Here is a 20,046-nt window from a genome sequence, read left to right on the forward strand (position 1 = left end):
AGTCTGAAGAGCCGGTAAAACGGCTCTTTGTTTTAATTTCAACAAAAACTTCAACCAAGGAGGGAGGCGATGGCAGCCAAACAAGTTTGTCATCTTATCTGGTTTCGTAATGATCTACGGGTCACTGATAACAAAGCACTTTCCTCCGCCTGCGCAGACCCAAATGCAAAGGTAATCGCCCTTTTTACGGCAACCCCTAAGCAGTGGCAACAACATGATATGGCTGAACGGCAAATTTCATTCATTCACCAGAATCTTGTTGAACTGCAGAATTCACTCGCAGAGCTTGGTATTCCACTGGTTTGCCAAACCGTTAACCATTTCACCGATGCGGCACAATGGGTACTCGATTACGCAAAGACACAGCAAGCGGATGCCTTGTTTTTTAATCGGCAATATGAGTGGAACGAAAAACAACGAGACGAGTGGTTAATCAATCAACCTCATGGGTTGCATATCCATGCTTTCGATGATTATTTATTACTACCACCCGGCTCCGTGACGACTCAAAAAGGGGAGATGTATCAAGTTTATACTCCCTTTCGCCGAGCCTTCCTCACCCAACTTACCGTGACAGATTGCCGTTCACTACGAGCCCCAGAAAAACGAGCGGCCGCTATCAACATCGATAAGGCTTTGCCATTATTTCCGCACCAGCCAATTGAAGACTCCCAGCAATTTCCTGCCAGTGAAAAATCTGCTTTGCAGCGACTAAGGCAGTTTTGTTCCCAGAAAGTCTTCGATTATCAAAACGATAGAGATATTCCTTCTATTGATGGTACCAGCCAATTATCACCTTACCTCGCCGTGGGAGTGCTATCCCCTCGCCAATGCTTCAACCGATTACAAGCAGAGAATCCCCAAGTGTTGGATTACCCAGATAGCGGGGCATTCACTTGGTTAAATGAGTTAGTCTGGCGTGAATTTTATTCACATCTTTTAGTCGCGTTTCCACGTCTATGCCACCACCAACCATTTATTGAATGGACGCAACACATTCATTGGAATGATTCTTCAACGGATTTTGCAGCGTGGAAAACGGGGCAAACGGGTTACCCTATTGTTGATGCCGCTATGCGCCAGCTAAATACAACAGGTTGGATGCATAACCGCCTACGAATGATTGTGGCTAGTTTTTTAGTCAAAGACTTACTGATTGATTGGCGCAAAGGTGAAAAATACTTTATGAGCCAACTACTTGATGGCAGTCTAGCCGCAAATAACGGCGGTTGGCAGTGGTCAGCCTCTACTGGCGTTGATGCCTCCCCTTGGTTTCGTATCTTTAACCCAACCACTCAAGGGAAAAAGTTTGATGCGCAAGGGGCTTTTATTCGCCATTGGTTGCCCGAATTGCAGCAAGTCCCCGACAAATATATTCATACACCTCATGAATGGGCTGTGATCAGCAACACTGCGCTTAATTACCCAGAGCCGATTGTTGACCATAAACAAGCTCGGTTAGCGACTTTGGCTGCGTTTGAGGCAGGTAAACGTAATAGTTTGAAGCAATAAATCGTTTAAAATACGATAAATAGCAAAGTTATTATTTGCTTTAAGAACTACTATAACGCTTCAATCATAAGGAGCAGATATGAGCGTTATTTTACAAGTTGATTTTCCGTATCAGGGGCCATGGGGTGATGAAATGGCATCCGCAATGAATGATTTGGCGGAATCAATTAACCAAGAGCCGGGCTTTATTTGGAAGATTTGGACTGAAAACCAACAAACACAAATGGCAGGTGGTGTGTATTTGTTTGCTTCAGAAGCTGATGCACAAGCTTACCTCACCAAACACAGCGCACGATTAAAATCCTTTGGTGTTCCTGATGTTCGCGGTGAAATTTTTGCGGTAAATAACGCGCTTAGCCAATTAAACCAAGCGCAGTTTTTAGCGCAATAATTTTTAGCGCAATAAATAGCTATTGGCACTGAAATTCAAACAACATCACATCTGAGGTAAATGAGCCATCTGCTTGTACTGCAAAGTGGCTTTTTACCTCATCACTTAATGTTCCTTGGTAGTGGCGGATAGCCTCAACGAGTGCCTTTGGTGTACGCATCCGTTCGACCCAACTGGTAAATTCCAGCGCTAAACGGAAACTTTGTACTCGTTGAACAAATAGCCCTGCATTATTAAACATACCAGACCATTCTCCCGCAGAATAATCACGAATATGTGAGGTATCCCGAAGCACTTCGAGCGTTTGTAAGTAAATATCCAATAATGGATGCCCCGGTGATACCACATCAATAAAAATGCCTTTTCCACCCGGTTTGAGCACTCGGCGCACCTCACGTAGTGCTTGTTCCACATCGTGCCAATGGTGTGCTGAATAACGGCTAATCACTCGGTCAAAACAATTGTCATCAAACGGTAGAGACTCCGCAGTCCCTTTGCAGGTAGTGATATTGTTTAATTCACGTTCTTGTGCATTTTTAGCCACAACATTGAGCATTGAGTCCGATAAATCATAAGCCGTCACTGACTTCACCAACGGCGCTGCATGGAAACTGGCATGCCCTGCTCCACAGCCAAGGTCAAGCACGTCCTCGCCCTGACAGTCTTGTAGCAATTGTTGCAAAACAAGTAAGTCCTCACCTTGTGCATGAACTTGGCTGGTTAAATACGAGTTTGCTTGCTGGTCAAATTGTTGATAAACCGCTTGGTGGTGCGTTTTCATCTTTGTTTCCCTACATTCAGTTGCTAGTAACTCATCACAACAGAAAATGATTGAAAATGCACCTATTAGCTCAATAATTAATTCATATCGTATAATGACTAATGAAAATCACCTACACGACGCTCCACCAGCGTTAAAATACTGTACAACGCCACAACGGTATCATCCTGATTAAACACTTGCACATCCCATTCAACAACACCATTGGGTTTATCTTCAGCAAGTTTTTGCGTTTTTTTGATCTTTTTCTTGCACGTTAGGCGAACTTGTATGGTGTCTCCGATTTTCACCGGTTCAATAAAACGCAAACTTTCCATGCCATAATTGGCGATTACGGGCCCAACACCTGCATCAACAAATAACCCTGCGGCTGCTGAAACGACAAAATAGCCGTGCGCAATTCGTTCACCAAATAACGACTGTGCTGCGCCAATTTTATCGACGTGAACATAAAAATTATCACCGCTGAGACAAGCAAAATTAACAATATCGGCCTCTGTAACGGTACGCCTTGCAGTCAGTAATGTGTCGCCAATCGCTAAGTCTTCAAAATGTTTACGGAATGGATGAACTACATCAGCGATAGTGTCTGCCCCGCGAATCCATTGCTTGGTAATGGCTGTTAGCATCGAAGGGCTACCTTGGATGGCAGTACGCTGCATATAGTGTTTGACAGCTCTCAACCCACCGAGCTCCTCACCACCACCTGCACGACCTGGGCCGCCGTGTACCAGTAACGGAAGCGGAGAACCGTGGCCTGTAGACTCCGCGGCGGATGCTTCGTTTAAAATTAGCATCCGCCCATGTGCCCGCGCACTCGCACGAATGACCGTTTGCGCGACTTGTGCATCAGCAGTGACTAACGTCCCCGCAAGACTACCTCCACCTAAAATCGCCAACTGCACCGCCTGTTCGATATTGTCATAGCTCATTAATGTGGCGACAGGGCCAAAAACTTCAATTTCATGTACCGCAGTCGAATTAAACGGCTCTGCACAATATAACAACGTTGGTGGATAGAAAGCCCCGTACTGGCTATCTGCTCCAATAACATCCAGCTTTTCGAATTGCCCACCACATAGGACTTCACAGCCATGGTCACGTAAATAATTCACTTTCTCTTGTACGTCTTGGCGCTGTTCTAAGTTAATCAATGCACCCATTCTAACCCCTTCCACCGCAGGATCGCCCACGGTTGTGGCAGATAAACGTTTCAATAACGCCTGCTTCACATTTTCGAGCTGGTTTTTCGGCACAATAATGCGACGAATCGCGGTACACTTCTGTCCCGCTTTCGCTGTCATTTCACGAACGACTTCTTTAATGAATAAAGCAAATTCAGGCTGTTCTGGCTGGACGTCATCACCTAAAATTGCACAATTCAGTGAATCCGCTTCCATTGTAAAAGGCACTGATTTGGCAATGATACGTGGATGCGATTTTAGTTTTTGCCCTGTACTAGCCGACCCTGTAAAAGTCACCACATCTTCAAAATCGAGGTGTTCAAACATATCGCCAACACCACCGCAAACCAGTTGAATTGCGCCATCAGGTACCAGGCCGCTATCCACCATTAACTTCACCATCGCCTGTGTTAACTGTGCTGAGGCGGTTGCTGGTTTGATAATAGCAGGCATGCCAGCAAGCCATGTTGGAGCCAGTTTTTCTAACATACCCCAGCACGGGAAGTTAAATGCATTAATGTGCAGGGCAACGCCACGGCGAGATGTTAAAATATGATGCCCAATAAATTGCCCTTGTTTCGATAATGGGATCATTTCATCTTCAGGCCAAATCGTGTCATCTGGTAGCTCACGGTTAGCGAGCCCCGAATAAGAAAATAGTGTGGCAATTCCCCCTTCAATATCCACCCAGCTATCCGCTTTGGTTGCACCAGTTTGTGCCGAAATCGCATATAACTGCGCTTTATGTTCCAGTAGATATTTTGCTAGGGCCTTAAGCATTTGCCCGCGTTGCTGGAATGTCATCGCTGACAATATTTCGCCCCCCACTTGGCGACCATATTGCAAACTTTCAGCTAACGGCAACCCTTCAGTCGTCACCGTATATAAGGTTTCATTCGTTAGCGCATGGTGAATTTTTCGCCCTTCGCCCTCACCTTGTACCCATTTTCCCATAATGTAACTTGTTAAATGCTGCATATTCCTCTCCAGAAATAAAAAACATCAATTCAAATCAGATGACAAATATGTATCATAAAAATAATCATAGAAGCTAATTTAAATTTAACAAATTAAGAACAATTTTATATAAAATGCCTATTTTCATTAAAACCACACAAAAATCAATAAATTTAACTAATTGTTTTTTATTTAATTTTACTTATTGATTGTGAAGTGCATCGCAAAACAAGGTTAATGAATATTGATCTTTATGTTAACAATTCCTAGCATTGATGTTAAATAAACATGATTCACTATTTTAATAAAAAATAACATTAACGAATCACTTAATGGAAAGATCAATGAGCGAGCATAACCAGGCTAACTTCGAAGCCAAAATCGAAGCAGATATTTCCATCGAGCCCAAGGACTGGATGCCCGATGCGTATCGGCAAAACCTTATCCGCCAAATTGGTCAGCATGCCCATTCAGAAGTCGTCGGCATGCTACCAGAAGCGAATTGGCTGACTCGAGCCCCAACACTCCGCCGTAAAGCGATTTTACTGGCCAAAATTCAAGATGAAGCAGGCCATGGTTTATACCTGTATAGCGCTGCCGAAACCCTTGGTTGCTCTCGTCAAGATATCTACCAAAAGCTACTTGATGAAAAAATGAAATATTCCTCCATTTTTAACTACCCGACATTAAGTTGGGCAGACGTAGGAGTGATTGGATGGCTTGTCGATGGTGCGGCAATTGTGAACCAAGTTGCATTGTGTCGTGCCTCTTATGGCCCTTATGCACGAGCAATGGTGAAAATCTGTAAAGAAGAAAGTTTTCACCAACGCCAAGGTTATGAAGCTGTTATGGCACTTGCAGAAGGCACCGATGAGCAAAAAGTGATGCTGCAAGATGCGATAAACCGCTTTTGGTGGCCAGTGCTAACGATGTTCGGCCCCAATGATTCGGACTCCCCGCACAGCGCTCAAAGCATGGCTTGGAAAATCAAGCGCTTCAGTAATGATGAGCTACGGCAAAAGTTTATTGATAACACCGTTCCGCAAGTGGAAGCGTTAGGTATGACGATCCCTGACCCTGATCTGGTTTGGGATGAAGAACTTGGGCATTACCGTTTTGGTGAAATCGACTGGGAAGAGTTTTATCAAGTTATTAAAGGCAATGGCATTTGTAATCACGAACGCCTTAGCGCTAAGCGCAAAGGGTGGGAAGACGGCGCATGGGTACGTGAAGGTGCAATGGCACATAGCCGCAAACAAAAATCCGTTAAAACCGCGGCTTAATCACTGACCATTTTACGAAAAGGAAAACACCATGAGCAATCAAGATTGGCCTTTATATGAAGTTTTTGTCCGTAATAAGCAAGGGCTTGCGCATCGTCATGTCGGCAGTTTACATGCGGCTGATGACCAAATGGCACTGGAGAATGCCCGCGATGCATATACAAGGCGTAGCGAAGGCTGCTCAATTTGGGTGGTGAAGGCCGCACATTTAATTGCCTCACAGCCCGAAGATAAAAGCACCTTCTTCGACCCTGCGGATACCAAAGTCTATCGTCACCCAACCTTCTATACCATCCCTGATGGTATCAAAAACATGTAAGGAGCTTGCCATGAACCAACAAGAACAGCTCCACCATTACACATTACGACTTGGCGATACCCCCTTAATTTTAGCGCAGCGCCTGTGCGAATGGTGTGGCCATGCCCCTGAGCTCGAAATTGACCTTGCGTTATCCAATATCGGCTTAGATTTGCTAGGGCAAGCGCGTAACTTTTTGAACTATGCCGCGCAATTAAAAGGAACTGAGTGCGATGAAGACACCCTTGCTTTTTTGCGTGATGAACGAGAATTCAGCAATTTATTATTGGTTGAACAACCCAACAATGGCTTTGATGACACTTTAGTGCGCCAATTTTTTATGGATGCTTATCATGTTCCATTATATGAAGCGCTAATTCATAGCCGTGATGAACAACTGTCTGCCATTGCTGAGAAATCCCTCAAAGAAGCCGTTTATCACTTGCGTTTTAGCCGTGGTTGGATGATCCGTTTAGGGGATGGCAGTGAAGAAAGTCATCAACGAATCCAACGTTCAGTCAATGAGTTATGGCGTTTTACTGGCGAACTTTTCCATGCTGATGACGTTGAAATCGCACTTAGCGAATTAGGCATCGCCGTTGACCCACGTTCTTTACAAGCCGCATGGTTAAACACCATTAACGAAACATTCACTGAAGCGACCCTCACTGTGCCGGAGAAAAAAGCGTATCGCTTAGGCGGCAAGCAAGGCAGCCATACTGAACATTTGGGCTTGTTATTAACACAATTGCAGTTTGTGCAACGCGCTTACCCGAACTGCCAGTGGTGATGCTATGGAACAGAGACTGCAACATTGCGAACTTCAATCGCCCCAGGTTCACCAGATCTGGCAACAGCTCCACCAAATACCCGATCCTGAACTACCCGCACTCTCTATTACTGATCTTGGCATGATCCGCAATGTGCTACCTGCGGCTCAGGGTTGGAAAGTTATTTTTACACCTACCTATTCAGGTTGCCCAGCAACTGAATTTTTACTCAATGAAATTAAAACTGTTCTAGGTAATGCGGGTTTTCCAAATATCGATATCGAAATTCTGTTAACCCCTTCGTGGACAACAGATTGGATGAACCAAGATGCAAAAAGACGCTTGCGTGAATTCGGTATCGCACCACCACAAGGTACGTCCTGCGAGCACCCAGAACACAAAGGTGCGGTTCGTTGCCCACGTTGTGACAGCGAGCAGACCGAAAAAATTAGTGAATTTGGTTCCACTGCATGCAAGGCATTGTATCGATGCACTGAATGCTTAGAACCGTTTGATTACTTTAAATGTATTTAGGGGCACCTATATGACTGTATTTCATCGTTTAAGTATTGCTGCCATTGAGCGTGACACCCCTGATGCTGTCGCCATTACTTTTAACGTACCCGATGCATTACGAGAGCAATATCATTACCGCCCGGGGCAACACCTCACATTAAAAGCCTCTATTAATGGTGAAAACCTACGTCGCTGTTATTCCATTTGCAGCTCACCGGATGAAAACACGCTAAAAATTGGGGTGAAAGCCATTTACGAGGGGCGCTTCTCTAATTTCGTTAACCAAGAGCTACAAGTTGGCGATAGCCTTGATGTGATGGTTCCGCAAGGGCAATTTGGCTATCAGCCAGAAGCAGATAACCACGCACACTACCTTGCCGTCGCTGCTGGCTCTGGGATCACACCATTGCTCTCCATTATTAAAGCCACATTACAAACTGAACCCAAAAGCAGTTTTGTGTTGATTTATGGTAATCGAAATAGCCGCTCAGTGATGTTTAAAGAAAGCATCGCAGACCTAAAAAACCGTTTTGCAACACGTTTCCAAGTTCTCTACCTATTCAGCCAAGAACAGCAAGATAGCGAACTACTCAGCGGCAGGATTAGCCAACAACAGCTCAGCGCCTTAAATAACACCTTATTAAATTTTAAACAATTTGATCGGGCGTTTATTTGTGGGCCCGACAGCATGATGGATGAGGTACATGACACGCTAGTCGGCTATGGCATGCCAAAGGAATATGTTCACACCGAGCGTTTCAATACTTCAGGCGCTAAATTCAAACCCACAACAGCTATGACTAGCGAAACACGTCAAGTCAGTATTCACCTTGATGGCAGAACGATGGATATCGCCATGGATAGCCAAGACGACAGTATTTTGGATGCCGCACTGCGCCAAGGTGCGGATTTGCCCTACGCCTGTAAAGGGGGCGTTTGCGCAACCTGCAAATGTAAATTGCGCTCTGGTGAAGTGGAAATGGGGGTCAATTACAGCCTCGAACCCGACCAAATCGCTGCGGGGTACATTCTTAGCTGCCAAGCGTGGCCAAAAGGCGATGGTGTTGTTTTAGACTTTGACGTGTAGGAGCTGTAATGGAAAACCACTGGATTTTGTCACAACAACATAACCGCGTTTTGACACTCACGTTAAACCGCCCTGAAGTGCGTAATGCCCTGAGCACCGCCTGCTTAGAGTTGCTCGTTCAGCACCTCGAACAAGCACAAATAAATGATGAGGTCGGTGCGATCGTAATCACCGGAAATCCGCGTTTTTTCGCAGCCGGTGCCGACCTTAAAGAACTACAGCAACAAACCGTTGCGAATGCGATCACCGATAAACGCCCCCAAGTTTGGCGCAGGTTATCCATGATATCAAAACCTATTATTAGTGCTGCAAATGGTTATGCACTAGGGGCAGGTTTTGAATTATTACTCGCCAGCGACATCATCATTGCCGGTGAGTCCGCTCGCTTCGGCTTACCCGAAATTACTCTGGGTTTAATGCCAGGTGCGGGAGGAACACAGCGTTTAATTCGCGCGGTGGGCAAATCCCTCGCCATGCAAATGGTACTAACGGGTGAACCAATCAGTGCAAAACACGCGTTGCAAGCAGGGTTAATCAGTGAGATTTGTGTGGATGAATTGGTGTTAGAACGCGCCCAAAAACTGGCAGAGCGCATCGCGATGCATGCGCCTTTAGCGGTACAAGCCGCGAAAGCATCACTGGTGCATTCTCAAGAAAACCACCTTACTGAGGGGTTACAGCTTGAGCGCCAATATTTTGTGACTTTAGCGGGTACCAACGATCGACGTGAAGGGATCGAGGCATTCTTCGAAAAACGAAAACCCCAGTTTACAGGACAATAATCATGACCAATGAAGCAATGATCCTCACTACTTTAGAAAATGGGGTTCTCACCGTCACTCTCAACCGCCCCGATAGGCTGAATAGTTTTAACGATGAAATGCATCGTCAGCTCAGTGAAGCAGTCAAAATAGCAGAACGCGATGAAACCGTACGCTGTTTAGTGGTCACTGGCGCAGGCCGTGGATTTTGTGCCGGTCAAGATCTGAATGATCGTAATGTGAGCGTGGGCAGTGACGCTCCCGATCTCGGTTTCTCTGTTGAAACTTATTATAACCCCTTGATCCGTCGCCTAACCGCATTACCAAAACCAATTATTTGCGCGGTCAATGGTGTTGCAGCGGGTGCAGGAGCCGCCATTGCACTCGCTGGTGATATTGTCATTGCCGCAAAAAGTGCCAGTTTTATTCAATCTTTTTGCCGCCTTGGCTTGGTTCCTGACTCAGGGGGGAGTTGGTTTTTACCTCAATTAGTCGGCCATGCACGGGCAATGGGGATGGCATTATTAGGCGATAAAATAAGTGCGGAGCAAGCATTACAGTGGGGAATGATTTGGCAAGTCACTGAAAATGAAGAACTCACTAATACCACTCAACAGCTTGCGCAACACCTTGCGACCCAACCCACTTATGGCTTAGGGCTTATCAAAAAAGCCATTTATGCCGCGGCAACTAACACTCTTGATGAGCAACTCAACCTTGAGCGCGACTTACAGCGCCTTGGCGGGAGAAGTGAAGATTATCGCGAAGGAGTTAGTGCTTTTTTAAATAAACGTGAACCACAGTTTAAAGGAAGATAATCATGACCTTACCTTTGAATTTAGCCATCAATACCGTCGCCGTTATTGGCGCAGGCACTATGGGTATTGGTATTGCGCAAGTTGCCGCGAGCGCGGGTTTACGTGTCTTGTTGTTTGATGTTAACCAAGAGGTTTTACGTCACTCCCTTACCGAAATGACTCAACGGCTCAATAAGCGCGTGGAGCAAGGAAAAGCAAAACCCGAGGTCACTGAGGCAATTATCGCAAAAATTGCAGTGGCAAAAAGTCTCTCGGCACTGTCAGATGCACAATTGGTAATAGAAGCTGTTGCTGAAAAACTTGAGGTAAAGCAAACCATTTTCAGTGAACTTGAAGGCATTTGTAACGAAAAAACCATTTTTGCTAGTAATACTTCATCGTTATCAATTACCGCAATCGGTAGACAATTAACTCATCCAGAACGTCTTGCAGGATTACACTTTTTTAATCCCGCTCCCGTGATGAAATTGGTTGAAGTGATCCGCGGGCTAGAAACATCAGATACGGTGATAAAACAGCTAAAAGAATTGACGCTATCATTTGGAAAAGTGCCAGTGATTTGCCGTTCCACCCCTGGTTTTATTGTCAACCGTGTGGCTCGGCCTTTCTACGCAGAAACAATGCGTGCCCTTGAAGAACAAATTGCGTCCCCTGCCACATTAGACAGCGCCATACGTGACGCCGGTGGTTTCGCTATGGGGCCATTACAACTAACAGATTTAATTGGTCATGATGTGAACTATGCGGTGACTGAATCGGTATTTCAGGCCTTTGGGTATGACCCACGCTTTCAAACCTCATTAATGCAATTGGAATTAGTCCAAGCGGGTCATTTAGGCCGTAAATCGAAGCAAGGATTTTATCATTATGATGATAATAAACCCCAGCCTTTACCTTTAGTCGCAGAAAAAATTCACCTTGACCAGCCTCTAAACATAAAAGCTCATGGCGATTGGCAGATATTTCCTGAGTTTGCGCAGCTTTTAACTGAAAATGGGATCTCTCTCGAAGGATTAACACAACATTCCGAACAATTCCCAACACTTATTGTTAATGACGTTATTATTATGTTAACGAATGGTGAATTGGCGTCATCACATACGCAAATACAAAAACAAGCGGTCGTACATTTTGATTTGTCAGCAAATTACCTTACAGCAAAAGCCATCACGATAAGCTGTGCAGCACAAAATAATACGCAGCAAAACCAACAAGCAATCGCATTTTTTCAATCATTAGGCAAACACGTGATTGTATTACCAGACTACCCTGCGCTGTTAACCATGAGAACGGTCGCGATGTTGTGCAATGAGGCATTAGATATCGTCAATAAGGGAATAGCAACTGCGTTAGATACCGATAATGCCATGTGTTTTGGTGTGAATTACCCCAAAGGCCCACTCGCTTGGGGGATGCAACTTGGCTGGCAACGCGTGCTGTCCGTACTTGAAAATTTAGCACAGTTTTATGGCGACAGCCGTTATCGGCCAAACCCACTTTTAAGGCAATTAGCAGCCGGTTATCAATCTTTATCTTTCAAGGAGCAACCATGATTTCACTGCCAAACGATACACTGGCCCAGCAATCAGCTCACATTATGTACCGTGATGATGCATGTGCAAAAGCTATGGGTATGTCCATTGAAAAAGTCGAAGAAGGCTTTGCGCAATTGAAGATGCCTATCACAGCACAAATGCTTAACGGCCATAAAACCTGCCACGGCGGGCAATTATTTAGCCTTGCCGACACTGCATTTGCCTACGCCTGTAATAGCCAAGGGCATGCCGCTGTTGCCTCAATGTGTTCCATTGATTTTATTCGTCCCGGTTTTGAAGGTGACTTACTGACTGCCACTGCCACGATGAAACACCAAGGCAAACGTAACGGCTTATATGAAGTCGAGATAACTAACCAAGATGGCAAAACACTCGCTCTATTTCACGGTCGCTCTCATCGGTTAGGCCATCGTTTAACAGGAGAACAATCATGATAGATGCGTTTATTTGTGATGGTGTCCGCACCCCAATTGGCCGCTACGGTGGCGCTTTATCACCATTACGTCCTGATGACCTTGCCACAGTACCATTAAAAGCCTTAATGGAAAGGCACCCGCAACTCGATTGGTCATTAACTGACGACATCATTTTAGGTTGCGCAAACCAAGCAGGAGAAGACAACCGTAATGTAGCTCGCATGGCAGGACTGTTATCCGGGCTCCCTGTTTCAGTTTCTGGTACCACCATTAACCGCCTATGTGGTTCTGGGCTAGATGCCATTGCATTAGCGGCAAGAAGTATCAAATCTGGTGAGTCCGGGCTCATGATTGCCGGAGGCGTCGAGTCCATGAGCCGAGCGCCGTTTGTCATGGGCAAACAAGAATCTGCATTCTCACGCCAAGCGCAAGTATTTGATACCACTATTGGCTGGCGCTTTATCAACCCGCTGATGGAACAACAGTTTTCCACAGATTCGATGCCAGAAACTGCGGAAAATGTGGCTGAAACCTACCAAATTAGCCGTGAAGACCAAGATGCTTTTGCATTACGCAGTCAACAGCGTACTGAAACTGCCAAAGTTAACGGTATTTTTGCGCAAGAAATCATCCCTGTCACGGTTAAACAACGTAAAAATGAATACGTCGTCAGTGAAGACGAGCATCCAAGAGCAGAAACGACATTTGAACAATTACAAAAACTAAAAACCCCGTTTCGCGATAACGGGACTGTAACAGCAGGTAATGCTTCTGGTGTTAATGATGGAGCTGCCGCACTGATTATCGCATCCGGCACTATTGCCAAGCAGCAAGGGCTAACACCACGGGCTCGTATCATCGCTACAGCCACTTGCGGCGTTGAGCCAAGATTGATGGGGATCGGTCCACTTCCTGCCTCGCAAAAAGTATTAAAAATGGCAGGGCTCACCATCGAACAAATGGATGTTATTGAACTAAACGAAGCCTTTGCCGCTCAAGCACTCGCCGTTTTAAGGGGGCTTGGTTTACCTGATGATGCCTCACACGTTAACCCTAACGGGGGAGCCATTTCGTTAGGCCATCCACTTGGAATGAGTGGAGCAAGGCTTGTTATTGCCGCTATCAATGAGCTGCACCGCAAGCAGGGGCGTTATGCATTATGCACCATGTGTATCGGTGTTGGCCAAGGGATAGCAATGATTATTGAACGAGTCTGAACAACGTCTTAATACAAATAAAAGCAGCCTGAAAACCCGACACCTGCTCAGGCAAATACCAGAAACGTCATTTATTCACGTGAACTGGTGACCATAATAATTATGAGGACAGGCAATTATGAGCAATATACAAGATAGCATCGACCCAATTGAATTTGCATCGCGGGATGAGATCGAGTCTTTACAGTATTCTCGAATGAAGTGGACACTCACTCACGCCTATGAAAACGTCCCCATGTATCGAAAGAAATTCGATGATGCGGGTGTACACCCTGACGATTTCAAACAACTGAGTGATATCGAAAAATTCCCTTACACGACCAAACAGGATTTACGTGAAAACTACCCATTTAGCACCTTTGCCGTGCCAATGGACCAAATCATCCGCATTCACGCCTCTTCGGGAACTACAGGGCGTCCAACTGTTGTGGGTTACACCCAACGGGATATCGATAACTGGGCTGATCTGATCGCACGTAGTTTACGTTCTGCAGGCACTGTCCGAGGCGATAAAGTCCATGTTGCTTACGGCTATGGTTTATTCACCGGAGGCCTAGGCGCTCATTATGGCGCGGAACGCCTAGGGGCTGCAGTGATCCCTATGTCTGGTGGGCAAACTGAAAAACAAGCGCAACTAATCGCGGATTTCAAACCCGATGTGATCATGGTAACTCCATCGTACTGCTTAAGTATTATTGATGAACTTGAGAAAATCATGGGCGGAGATGCTAGTAAGTGCTCACTTAGATTAGGTGTCTTTGGCGCTGAACCTTGGACAGAATCTCTCAGAACAGAAATTGAAACCCGCCTTGGTATCAAAGCGTTAGACATTTACGGTTTATCTGAAGTCATGGGGCCTGGTGTCGCTATGGAGTGTGCAGACTCAGGAGAGAGTGGCCCAACTATCTGGGAAGACCATTTTTATCCCGAAATTATTTCCCCCAATACCTTAAAAACATTAGGAGCGGGTGAACATGGTGAGTTAGTGTTTACTACCTTGACAAAGGAAGCTATGCCTGTGATTCGTTACCGAACTCGCGACCTCACCCACCTTATGCAGGGGGTAAATCGTAATATGCGTCGAATTGGTAAAATCACCGGTCGTTCAGATGACATGATGATTATTCGCGGCGTAAATGTGTTCCCTTCTCAGATTGAAGAACAAATTATGCAGTTTAAGGAGCTTTCTCCCCACTATCAGTTAGAGATTGGTCGCCAAGGCAATATGGACAACTTATCTGTCCGTGTTGAGCTCAAACACCCTGAACAACTCACTTATGATGAACGCTGTAATATCTGCCACCATTTAAAGCACCGAATCAAATCCATGGTTGGCATTAGCACCCGTATTAGTATTGTAAATTGCGGCGATATCCCTCGTTCTCAAGGCAAAGCCGAACGAGTAATTGATACTAGAATTGCGATTTAATTCAAATTATTAAGGCATATTGGAGTGAACTACTCTGATATGCCTTAATCTCTGAGAAAGTGTTCAAAACAGGTAATGGAAGACAACCTTTAAATTTATGTCTACTATTCAGTAAGCCTTCTGATACATAAATTTTATAGATGAAATATAAATGGAAAATAAACTTAGCCAATTCATACAACATGCAATAGCAAGCCAGCCCATTAGTGGTACGTCTCTAATTAGCTCACTCTATGGTGATGCTTTGCACCATCGTGGTGGCGAAGTGTGGTTAGGAAGCTTAACTAAGCTGTTAGAACCGATGGGCTTTACTGACCGCTTTGTTCGAACCTCCGTTTTCCGTTTACAAAAAGAAGGTTGGCTCGATGTAGAAAAAATCGGCCGTCGCAGCTATTACCGCATTTCTGAACGAGGGCAAAGTCGGTTTCGCCGTGCAGAAAATAAAATTTACCTCGCAGGGCAGCCTGATTGGGATGGAAAGTGGGATTTACTACTCCTCGAAGCGGCTGATAAAGACGAAAAAATTAGGCTAAAAAAGGAACTGAGTTGGCTCGGTTTCGGGCAATTTAACACGTCTCTCATGGCGGCACCAAGCTGTGCGCAAAGTGATGTACCGACACTACTTAATGAACTCAATGCTACGGAAAATGCCATTTATTTTCATGCCGATTACCCCTATAGCCGCTCAGAAAAAAACCTCAAAGAACTGGTTTCACACGCTTGGTCTTTGCAAGAAATTTCAGAGCATTACCATCAGTTTATTTCCTTATTTAGGCCACTTGCACTACTCCTTAAAGAAAATACTGACGCACAGATTTCCCCTGAACACTGCTTTCAGCTACGTTTGTTACTGATCCACTTCTACCGACGTGTCACGCTTAAAGACCCGTTATTACCTGATGAACTCCTTCCTACACAATGGGAAGGCCATATTGCTCGCCATCTTTGCACCAATATTTATCAACGCATTGATCAAGCGGCAACCCAATATGTTTCTGAACAGTGCGAAACGACGGTTGGCGAACTGCCTCAGCCATCCAGCGCTTATTATCGCCGCTTTGGTGGAGTACTCAGAGATATAGCCGCCTAAATACACATTACAGGAGCCTGTATGCCTTTTTATCAAATCGATGGTATTACGCCCGTCGTAAGCCCTGAAAGTTTTGTGCACCCTACTGCTGTGGTAATTGGTGATGTTATTATTGGCAAAAATGTCTATATTGGCCCAAACGCCAGCTTACGTGGGGACTTTGGTCGCTTGATCATTAAAGATGGTGCCAATGTGCAAGATAATTGTGTCATGCACGGTTTCCCGCAATATGAAACGATCGTCGAGGAAAATGGGCACATTGGTCATGGGGCAATTTTGCATGGCTGCCATATCAAACGTAATGCGCTAGTCGGGATGAATAGTGTAATTATGGATGGAGCCGTAATTGGCGAAAATTCCATAGTGGGCGCATGCGCCTTCGTCAAAGCTGAAGCTATCTTTCCAGAAAATAGTTTAATTGTCGGCACTCCAGCCAAGGTCTTGCGCGCTTTATCAGACAAAGAAATTGCCTGGAAAACCAGCGGAACTAAAGATTATCAAAACTTAGTCACACGCTGCTTAAACACCTTTAAAGAAGTCGAACCACTCAAAGAAATCGAAACGAACCGACCCACTCTAAGTTTCGAGAATGTGATCCCTAAATCCCAGTTATAAGCTAGATGGGGCTAAAATACGTAGCCCCATCCATTAATTATTTCGCATTACTGCCAAATGGTGGCTTAGCAAACCAAACGGTAATAATCAGCGCAATAAATACCCAACCGCATAACCAGAAAATCTCATTTGCAGCAATAATTAACCCTTGGCTAGTAATTTGCTGGGCAATAAAACCGGAAGTCTGTTCGGTACTCAGCCCATGAGCGGCCATTTCTTGATACATCCCTAAAGATTCAGGATTGTAATCGGTAATAAATTCCGTTAATTGGCTATGATGCACGGCTTCTCTATCGCTCCACAGCGTTGTGGTAATGGAAGTCCCTATTGAACCCGCTAAGGTACGGAAGAAGTTAGCTAAACTCGACGCAGAAGCGAGTTTTTCCGGCGGTAAACCTGAAAGTGTCAATGTAGTCAGTGGCATAAAGAAACAAGCCACTGCCATCCCTTGTACCAATTGCGGCCAAACCACAGCAGAAAAGCCCATACTCGGTTCAAAAGTATATGCACGCCAGAAGAAGCAAATTGCATAGAATACAAAGCTAAAGGTCACTATCCAGCGAATATCGAGAAAATCAGATAATTTTGCCACTGGAGCCGAGAACAACACAGGCAATAAGCCAATAGGTGCCAATGCGAGCCCTGCCCATGTTGCCGTATAGCCATAAACTTCCTGTAAAAGTTGCGGCAACAAGACAATAGCACCGAAATAGGCCATATATGCCAAGCTGACAGAAATCGTTCCGATGGTAAAATTGCGCGATTTAAATAACGATAATTCGACAATTGGGTTTTTATCTGTGAGTTCCCAAATAACGAGGAATACCAACGCAATCGCTGAAACAACGGCTAAGATAACAATTTCATTAGACGCCAACCATCCCAGTTCCTTACCTTTGTCGAGCAGAACTTGTAAGCAACCAACTCCCACAGAAAGTAGTGCCAAACCAATCACATTGAATGGCACTTTCACAACCGTCGACTCCATCCCTTTTAGGATAATTGAGCCGACAATAATGACGAAAATGCCTAAAGGCACATTCATAAAGAATATCCAGCCCCAATGGAAGTTATCACTAATATAACCACCAAAAATAGGACCGAATACTGGGGCTAAAATAATCGTCATCGACCAAAATGCTAACGCCATATTTTGCATTTTTGGCGGATAGCAACGCATGATAAGACTTTGCGAAAGCGGGATCACTGGCCCGGCGACGGCCCCTTGCAATACGCGGTATAAAATCAGCATACCAAGGCTATCGGAAAACCCACAAAGTAATGAAAATAATGTGAAAAGTGCCGTTGCCCATAAGAAAACACGGATTTCACCAAAACGCTTCGCCAAATAACCAGAAATGGCAATTGAAATCGCATTCGATACGCCAAAAGAGGTAATCACCCATGTCCCTTGAGACATAGAAACCCCAAGGTCACCGGCAATAGTCGGGATAGCCACGTTAGCAATCGTGGAATCAAGCACCTGCATGAAGGTCGCAAGGGACAACGCAATGGTTGCCCATACCAGTTTTGCACCCTTAAGTGGTTGAATATCTGCCACAACGGCTCCTTTCAAGCTAGTCTGCGTTATCGCTGATAATGGTGTCGATGATGTGGTCGACATCACTTAAGTTTAAGACCAACACATCACTTTCAAATGCTGGTGCTGTACGCTGGACTTCCGCTAAAACAGGGCCATTCTGGTCTTTAATATCTATGGTGACATTCATGGATAACCCAATGCGTAATGGGTGCTTCGCCACCTGCTCAGGGTCTAATTCAACACGTACAGGCAAGCGCTGTACGACTTTAATCCAGTTCCCTGTCGCGTTTTGGGCGGGTAATAATGAGAAAGCACTGCCGGTTCCCATATCAAGCCCGACAACGGTACCGTTATAAACGATATCATCTCCGTAAAAATCACTGTTAATCGTCACGGGTTGCCCAATACGGACTTTTTCCAGTTGGGTTTCTTTGAAGTTTGCATCTACCCAAACAGGCTGAACAGGCACAATGGCCATTAAAGAGCTCTGTGGGCTGACTTGAGAACCAACTTGAACATTACGCCGTGAAACATACCCCGTCATCGGGCTTTTAATTTCAGTACGTTGTAAGTTTATCCACGCACTGCGCACGCTATCAGCCGCTTGCTGAATTGCTGGTTGTTTTTTGAGCTCTGTATTACGCAACAATGCACGGTTGGCATTATATTGTTGAATAGAAATATCCAGAGCTGCCTGAGCAAGTTGCACCGCTTCTTGGGAGTGCTGTAAGTCTTCCTTCGAAATGGTACCGCTGCGGCCTAAAGCCACACGACGTTGATAATCTTTTTGCGCTTGCGCAAGTGTCACCCGGTTTTTTTGAATTTGCGCTTGATATTCATCACCATTGATATAGAGCTCTTTGGTTTTGCGCACGGTTGTTGCTAAATCATGTTTGGCTTGTTCGAATGCTAAGCGGGCGTTAGTTTTATCTAATACAACGAGTACATCACCCGCCTTTACCAAGTCGGTGTTTTCAAAGTTAACTTGAGTAACATTACCCGTTGTTTGCGCAACTATCGGGATTTGCAAGCCAGATACATAGGCATCATCGGTATATTCTTGAAAGCGTAAAACTAAAAACCAATAAGCACCGTAGGCTACAAATAATAGAATGATAATTATTGTGGCTATCACCATCCATATTGTTCTGCGTTTTTCATTCGTCGTTTTTTGATTATGTGTTTCTGAATGGGTATCTTGACTCATAATAACTCTCAAGTTCTGAAATCAATATTAATTCTTCCTATATATTTACGAACTATATGTAATAAAGCAATAGCTAATAATTTACAATCAAATTAATCCCAACAAAAAACCATTAATTCATTGATATAAAACAACTAATTAAAAGCAAATCAAATCAAGCATTAAATTGATGTTTATTATCAATTTAATCAAAATCATTCTTAATTAGATTGAAAGTGAAAATTAAAAATATATTAAATAATATTTACTCGTAATAAAAATCAATCATTCAATTATCGACATTCTTTTTTAGATGTGAAGCCCCTATTTATTAGGCTATATTTATGATTTCTTAACTTGGAGTTTTCATTTTTGATCACGGGCTGCCGCTTGCTTTTTAATACCACTGATTGTCTCGATTTTCATTTTTGTCCTCATCAATACAACATTAATAAACTCAATACGGTGCTTAATAGAGTAACGAAGTACGCTAGTATTGCTGGCCTATCGGCCGGCTTTTATCTCTTTACCAGTACTTAATATTATTCATTAGGTTAACGAGGTTATCCCCAAGGATACGGGCTAATTTTGAATGTATGTTTCATATAACTCAAATTTTTTTAGTGAACGTTGGCG

Annotated in this window: 19 protein-coding genes; 15 read left to right on the forward strand and 4 right to left on the reverse strand. The window is 44.5% G+C overall.

What is annotated here, in order from left to right; all coding sequences use genetic code 11:
• Positions 1-69: 69 nt before the first annotated feature.
• Both phrB and PSF31_RS10935 read left to right on the forward strand, forming a co-directional pair.
• Positions 70-1,512 (forward strand): deoxyribodipyrimidine photo-lyase, encoded by a 1,443-nt coding sequence (phrB, locus tag PSF31_RS10930; protein WP_096863533.1) that lies wholly within the window; start codon positions 70-72, stop codon positions 1,510-1,512.
• Positions 1,513-1,591: 79 nt separating this feature from the next.
• Complete coding sequence (locus PSF31_RS10935; protein ID WP_094960835.1) at positions 1,592-1,903, forward strand: monooxygenase; 312 nt, start codon at positions 1,592-1,594, stop codon at positions 1,901-1,903.
• 19 nt (positions 1,904-1,922) lie between these two features.
• Here PSF31_RS10935 and PSF31_RS10940 read toward each other — a convergent pair whose 3' ends face one another.
• Together PSF31_RS10940 and paaZ are read right to left on the reverse strand one after the other, a co-directional pair.
• Positions 1,923-2,732, reverse strand: coding sequence for a class I SAM-dependent methyltransferase (locus tag PSF31_RS10940; protein ID WP_255254463.1), 810 nt, complete (start codon positions 2,730-2,732; stop codon positions 1,923-1,925).
• A gap of 50 nt (positions 2,733-2,782) precedes the next feature.
• On the reverse strand, positions 2,783-4,846 hold the full coding sequence (gene paaZ, locus PSF31_RS10945; RefSeq protein ID WP_096863531.1) for a phenylacetic acid degradation bifunctional protein PaaZ: 2,064 nt from the start codon (positions 4,844-4,846) through the stop codon (positions 2,783-2,785).
• Positions 4,847-5,169: 323 nt separating this feature from the next.
• On the opposite strand from paaZ, the gene paaA reads away from it, so the two are divergent.
• The 13 genes from paaA to paaY all read left to right on the forward strand — a co-directional run bounded on the left by paaA (position 5,170) and on the right by paaY (position 16,681).
• Positions 5,170-6,108, forward strand: a complete 939-nt coding sequence (gene paaA / locus PSF31_RS10950) for a 1,2-phenylacetyl-CoA epoxidase subunit PaaA (RefSeq protein ID WP_096863530.1) — start codon at positions 5,170-5,172, stop codon at positions 6,106-6,108.
• Positions 6,109-6,139: 31 nt separating this feature from the next.
• Positions 6,140-6,427, forward strand: coding sequence for a 1,2-phenylacetyl-CoA epoxidase subunit PaaB (paaB, locus tag PSF31_RS10955; protein WP_096863529.1), 288 nt, complete (start codon positions 6,140-6,142; stop codon positions 6,425-6,427).
• Between the two features lie 10 nt (positions 6,428-6,437).
• Positions 6,438-7,196 carry a 1,2-phenylacetyl-CoA epoxidase subunit PaaC gene (gene paaC, locus PSF31_RS10960; protein ID WP_094960838.1) on the forward strand — a complete coding sequence of 253 codons (759 nt, stop codon included), beginning with the start codon at positions 6,438-6,440 and terminating at the stop codon, positions 7,194-7,196.
• 4 nt (positions 7,197-7,200) lie between these two features.
• Complete coding sequence (paaD, locus tag PSF31_RS10965) at positions 7,201-7,710, forward strand: 1,2-phenylacetyl-CoA epoxidase subunit PaaD (RefSeq protein ID WP_096863528.1); 510 nt, start codon at positions 7,201-7,203, stop codon at positions 7,708-7,710.
• A 10-nt stretch (positions 7,711-7,720) separates the two neighbouring features.
• On the forward strand, positions 7,721-8,779 hold the full coding sequence (paaE, locus tag PSF31_RS10970) for a 1,2-phenylacetyl-CoA epoxidase subunit PaaE (RefSeq protein WP_096863527.1): 1,059 nt from the start codon (positions 7,721-7,723) through the stop codon (positions 8,777-8,779).
• 8 nt (positions 8,780-8,787) lie between these two features.
• Positions 8,788-9,561 (forward strand): 2,3-dehydroadipyl-CoA hydratase PaaF, encoded by a 774-nt coding sequence (gene paaF, locus PSF31_RS10975; RefSeq protein WP_096863526.1) that lies wholly within the window; start codon positions 8,788-8,790, stop codon positions 9,559-9,561.
• 2 nt (positions 9,562-9,563) lie between these two features.
• Positions 9,564-10,358 (forward strand): 2-(1,2-epoxy-1,2-dihydrophenyl)acetyl-CoA isomerase PaaG, encoded by a 795-nt coding sequence (paaG, locus tag PSF31_RS10980; RefSeq protein ID WP_096863525.1) that lies wholly within the window; start codon positions 9,564-9,566, stop codon positions 10,356-10,358.
• 2 nt (positions 10,359-10,360) lie between these two features.
• Positions 10,361-11,911: a 3-hydroxyacyl-CoA dehydrogenase gene (locus PSF31_RS10985; RefSeq protein WP_096863524.1), complete on the forward strand. Its 1,551-nt coding sequence runs from the start codon at positions 10,361-10,363 to the stop codon at positions 11,909-11,911.
• Positions 11,908-12,348: a hydroxyphenylacetyl-CoA thioesterase PaaI gene (gene paaI / locus PSF31_RS10990; RefSeq protein ID WP_004262926.1), complete on the forward strand. Its 441-nt coding sequence runs from the start codon at positions 11,908-11,910 to the stop codon at positions 12,346-12,348. The genes PSF31_RS10985 and paaI overlap by 4 nt, the downstream gene beginning before the upstream one ends.
• Positions 12,345-13,547, forward strand: a complete 1,203-nt coding sequence (gene pcaF, locus PSF31_RS10995; protein WP_096863523.1) for a 3-oxoadipyl-CoA thiolase — start codon at positions 12,345-12,347, stop codon at positions 13,545-13,547. Before paaI ends, pcaF begins: the two co-directional genes overlap by 4 nt.
• Before the next feature lie 118 nt (positions 13,548-13,665).
• Positions 13,666-14,976 carry a phenylacetate--CoA ligase PaaK gene (paaK, locus tag PSF31_RS11000; protein WP_094960845.1) on the forward strand — a complete coding sequence of 437 codons (1,311 nt, stop codon included), beginning with the start codon at positions 13,666-13,668 and terminating at the stop codon, positions 14,974-14,976.
• A gap of 151 nt (positions 14,977-15,127) precedes the next feature.
• Positions 15,128-16,066, forward strand: coding sequence for a phenylacetic acid degradation operon negative regulatory protein PaaX (paaX, locus tag PSF31_RS11005; protein WP_004262932.1), 939 nt, complete (start codon positions 15,128-15,130; stop codon positions 16,064-16,066).
• A gap of 21 nt (positions 16,067-16,087) precedes the next feature.
• Positions 16,088-16,681, forward strand: coding sequence for a phenylacetic acid degradation protein PaaY (gene paaY, locus PSF31_RS11010; RefSeq protein WP_004262936.1), 594 nt, complete (start codon positions 16,088-16,090; stop codon positions 16,679-16,681).
• A gap of 37 nt (positions 16,682-16,718) precedes the next feature.
• On the opposite strand, the gene PSF31_RS11015 is transcribed toward paaY, so the two are convergent.
• A complete protein-coding gene (locus PSF31_RS11015) occupies positions 16,719-18,242 on the reverse strand; it encodes a DHA2 family efflux MFS transporter permease subunit (protein ID WP_094960846.1) in 1,524 nt (507 codons plus the stop codon).
• Positions 18,243-18,258: 16 nt separating this feature from the next.
• Positions 18,259-19,431, reverse strand: a complete 1,173-nt coding sequence (gene emrA / locus PSF31_RS11020) for a multidrug efflux MFS transporter periplasmic adaptor subunit EmrA (protein WP_004262941.1) — start codon at positions 19,429-19,431, stop codon at positions 18,259-18,261.
• Positions 19,432-20,046: the final 615 nt, after the last annotated feature.

This window comes from Providencia sp. PROV156 (genome assembly GCF_028480905.1).
GTDB classification, from domain to species: Bacteria; Pseudomonadota; Gammaproteobacteria; order Enterobacterales; family Enterobacteriaceae; genus Providencia; species Providencia hangzhouensis.

Excerpts from the sequence above, each read along its gene's own strand:
- phrB (WP_096863533.1), top strand. The coding sequence starts at position 70 with ATGGCAGCCAAACAAGTTTGTCATCTTATCTGGTTTCGTAATGATCTA.
- PSF31_RS10935 (WP_094960835.1), top strand. The coding sequence starts at position 1,592 with ATGAGCGTTATTTTACAAGTTGATTTTCCGTATCAGGGGCCATGGGGT.
- paaZ (WP_096863531.1), bottom strand. The coding sequence starts at position 4,846 with ATGCAGCATTTAACAAGTTACATTATGGGAAAATGGGTACAAGGTGAG.
- paaA (WP_096863530.1), top strand. The coding sequence starts at position 5,170 with ATGAGCGAGCATAACCAGGCTAACTTCGAAGCCAAAATCGAAGCAGAT.
- paaB (WP_096863529.1), top strand. The coding sequence starts at position 6,140 with ATGAGCAATCAAGATTGGCCTTTATATGAAGTTTTTGTCCGTAATAAG.
- paaC (WP_094960838.1), top strand. The coding sequence starts at position 6,438 with ATGAACCAACAAGAACAGCTCCACCATTACACATTACGACTTGGCGAT.
- paaD (WP_096863528.1), top strand. The coding sequence starts at position 7,201 with ATGGAACAGAGACTGCAACATTGCGAACTTCAATCGCCCCAGGTTCAC.
- paaE (WP_096863527.1), top strand. The coding sequence starts at position 7,721 with ATGACTGTATTTCATCGTTTAAGTATTGCTGCCATTGAGCGTGACACC.
- paaF (WP_096863526.1), top strand. The coding sequence starts at position 8,788 with ATGGAAAACCACTGGATTTTGTCACAACAACATAACCGCGTTTTGACA.
- paaG (WP_096863525.1), top strand. The coding sequence starts at position 9,564 with ATGACCAATGAAGCAATGATCCTCACTACTTTAGAAAATGGGGTTCTC.
- PSF31_RS10985 (WP_096863524.1), top strand. The coding sequence starts at position 10,361 with ATGACCTTACCTTTGAATTTAGCCATCAATACCGTCGCCGTTATTGGC.
- paaI (WP_004262926.1), top strand. The coding sequence starts at position 11,908 with ATGATTTCACTGCCAAACGATACACTGGCCCAGCAATCAGCTCACATT.
- pcaF (WP_096863523.1), top strand. The coding sequence starts at position 12,345 with ATGATAGATGCGTTTATTTGTGATGGTGTCCGCACCCCAATTGGCCGC.
- paaK (WP_094960845.1), top strand. The coding sequence starts at position 13,666 with ATGAGCAATATACAAGATAGCATCGACCCAATTGAATTTGCATCGCGG.
- paaX (WP_004262932.1), top strand. The coding sequence starts at position 15,128 with ATGGAAAATAAACTTAGCCAATTCATACAACATGCAATAGCAAGCCAG.
- paaY (WP_004262936.1), top strand. The coding sequence starts at position 16,088 with ATGCCTTTTTATCAAATCGATGGTATTACGCCCGTCGTAAGCCCTGAA.
- emrA (WP_004262941.1), bottom strand. The coding sequence starts at position 19,431 with ATGAGTCAAGATACCCATTCAGAAACACATAATCAAAAAACGACGAAT.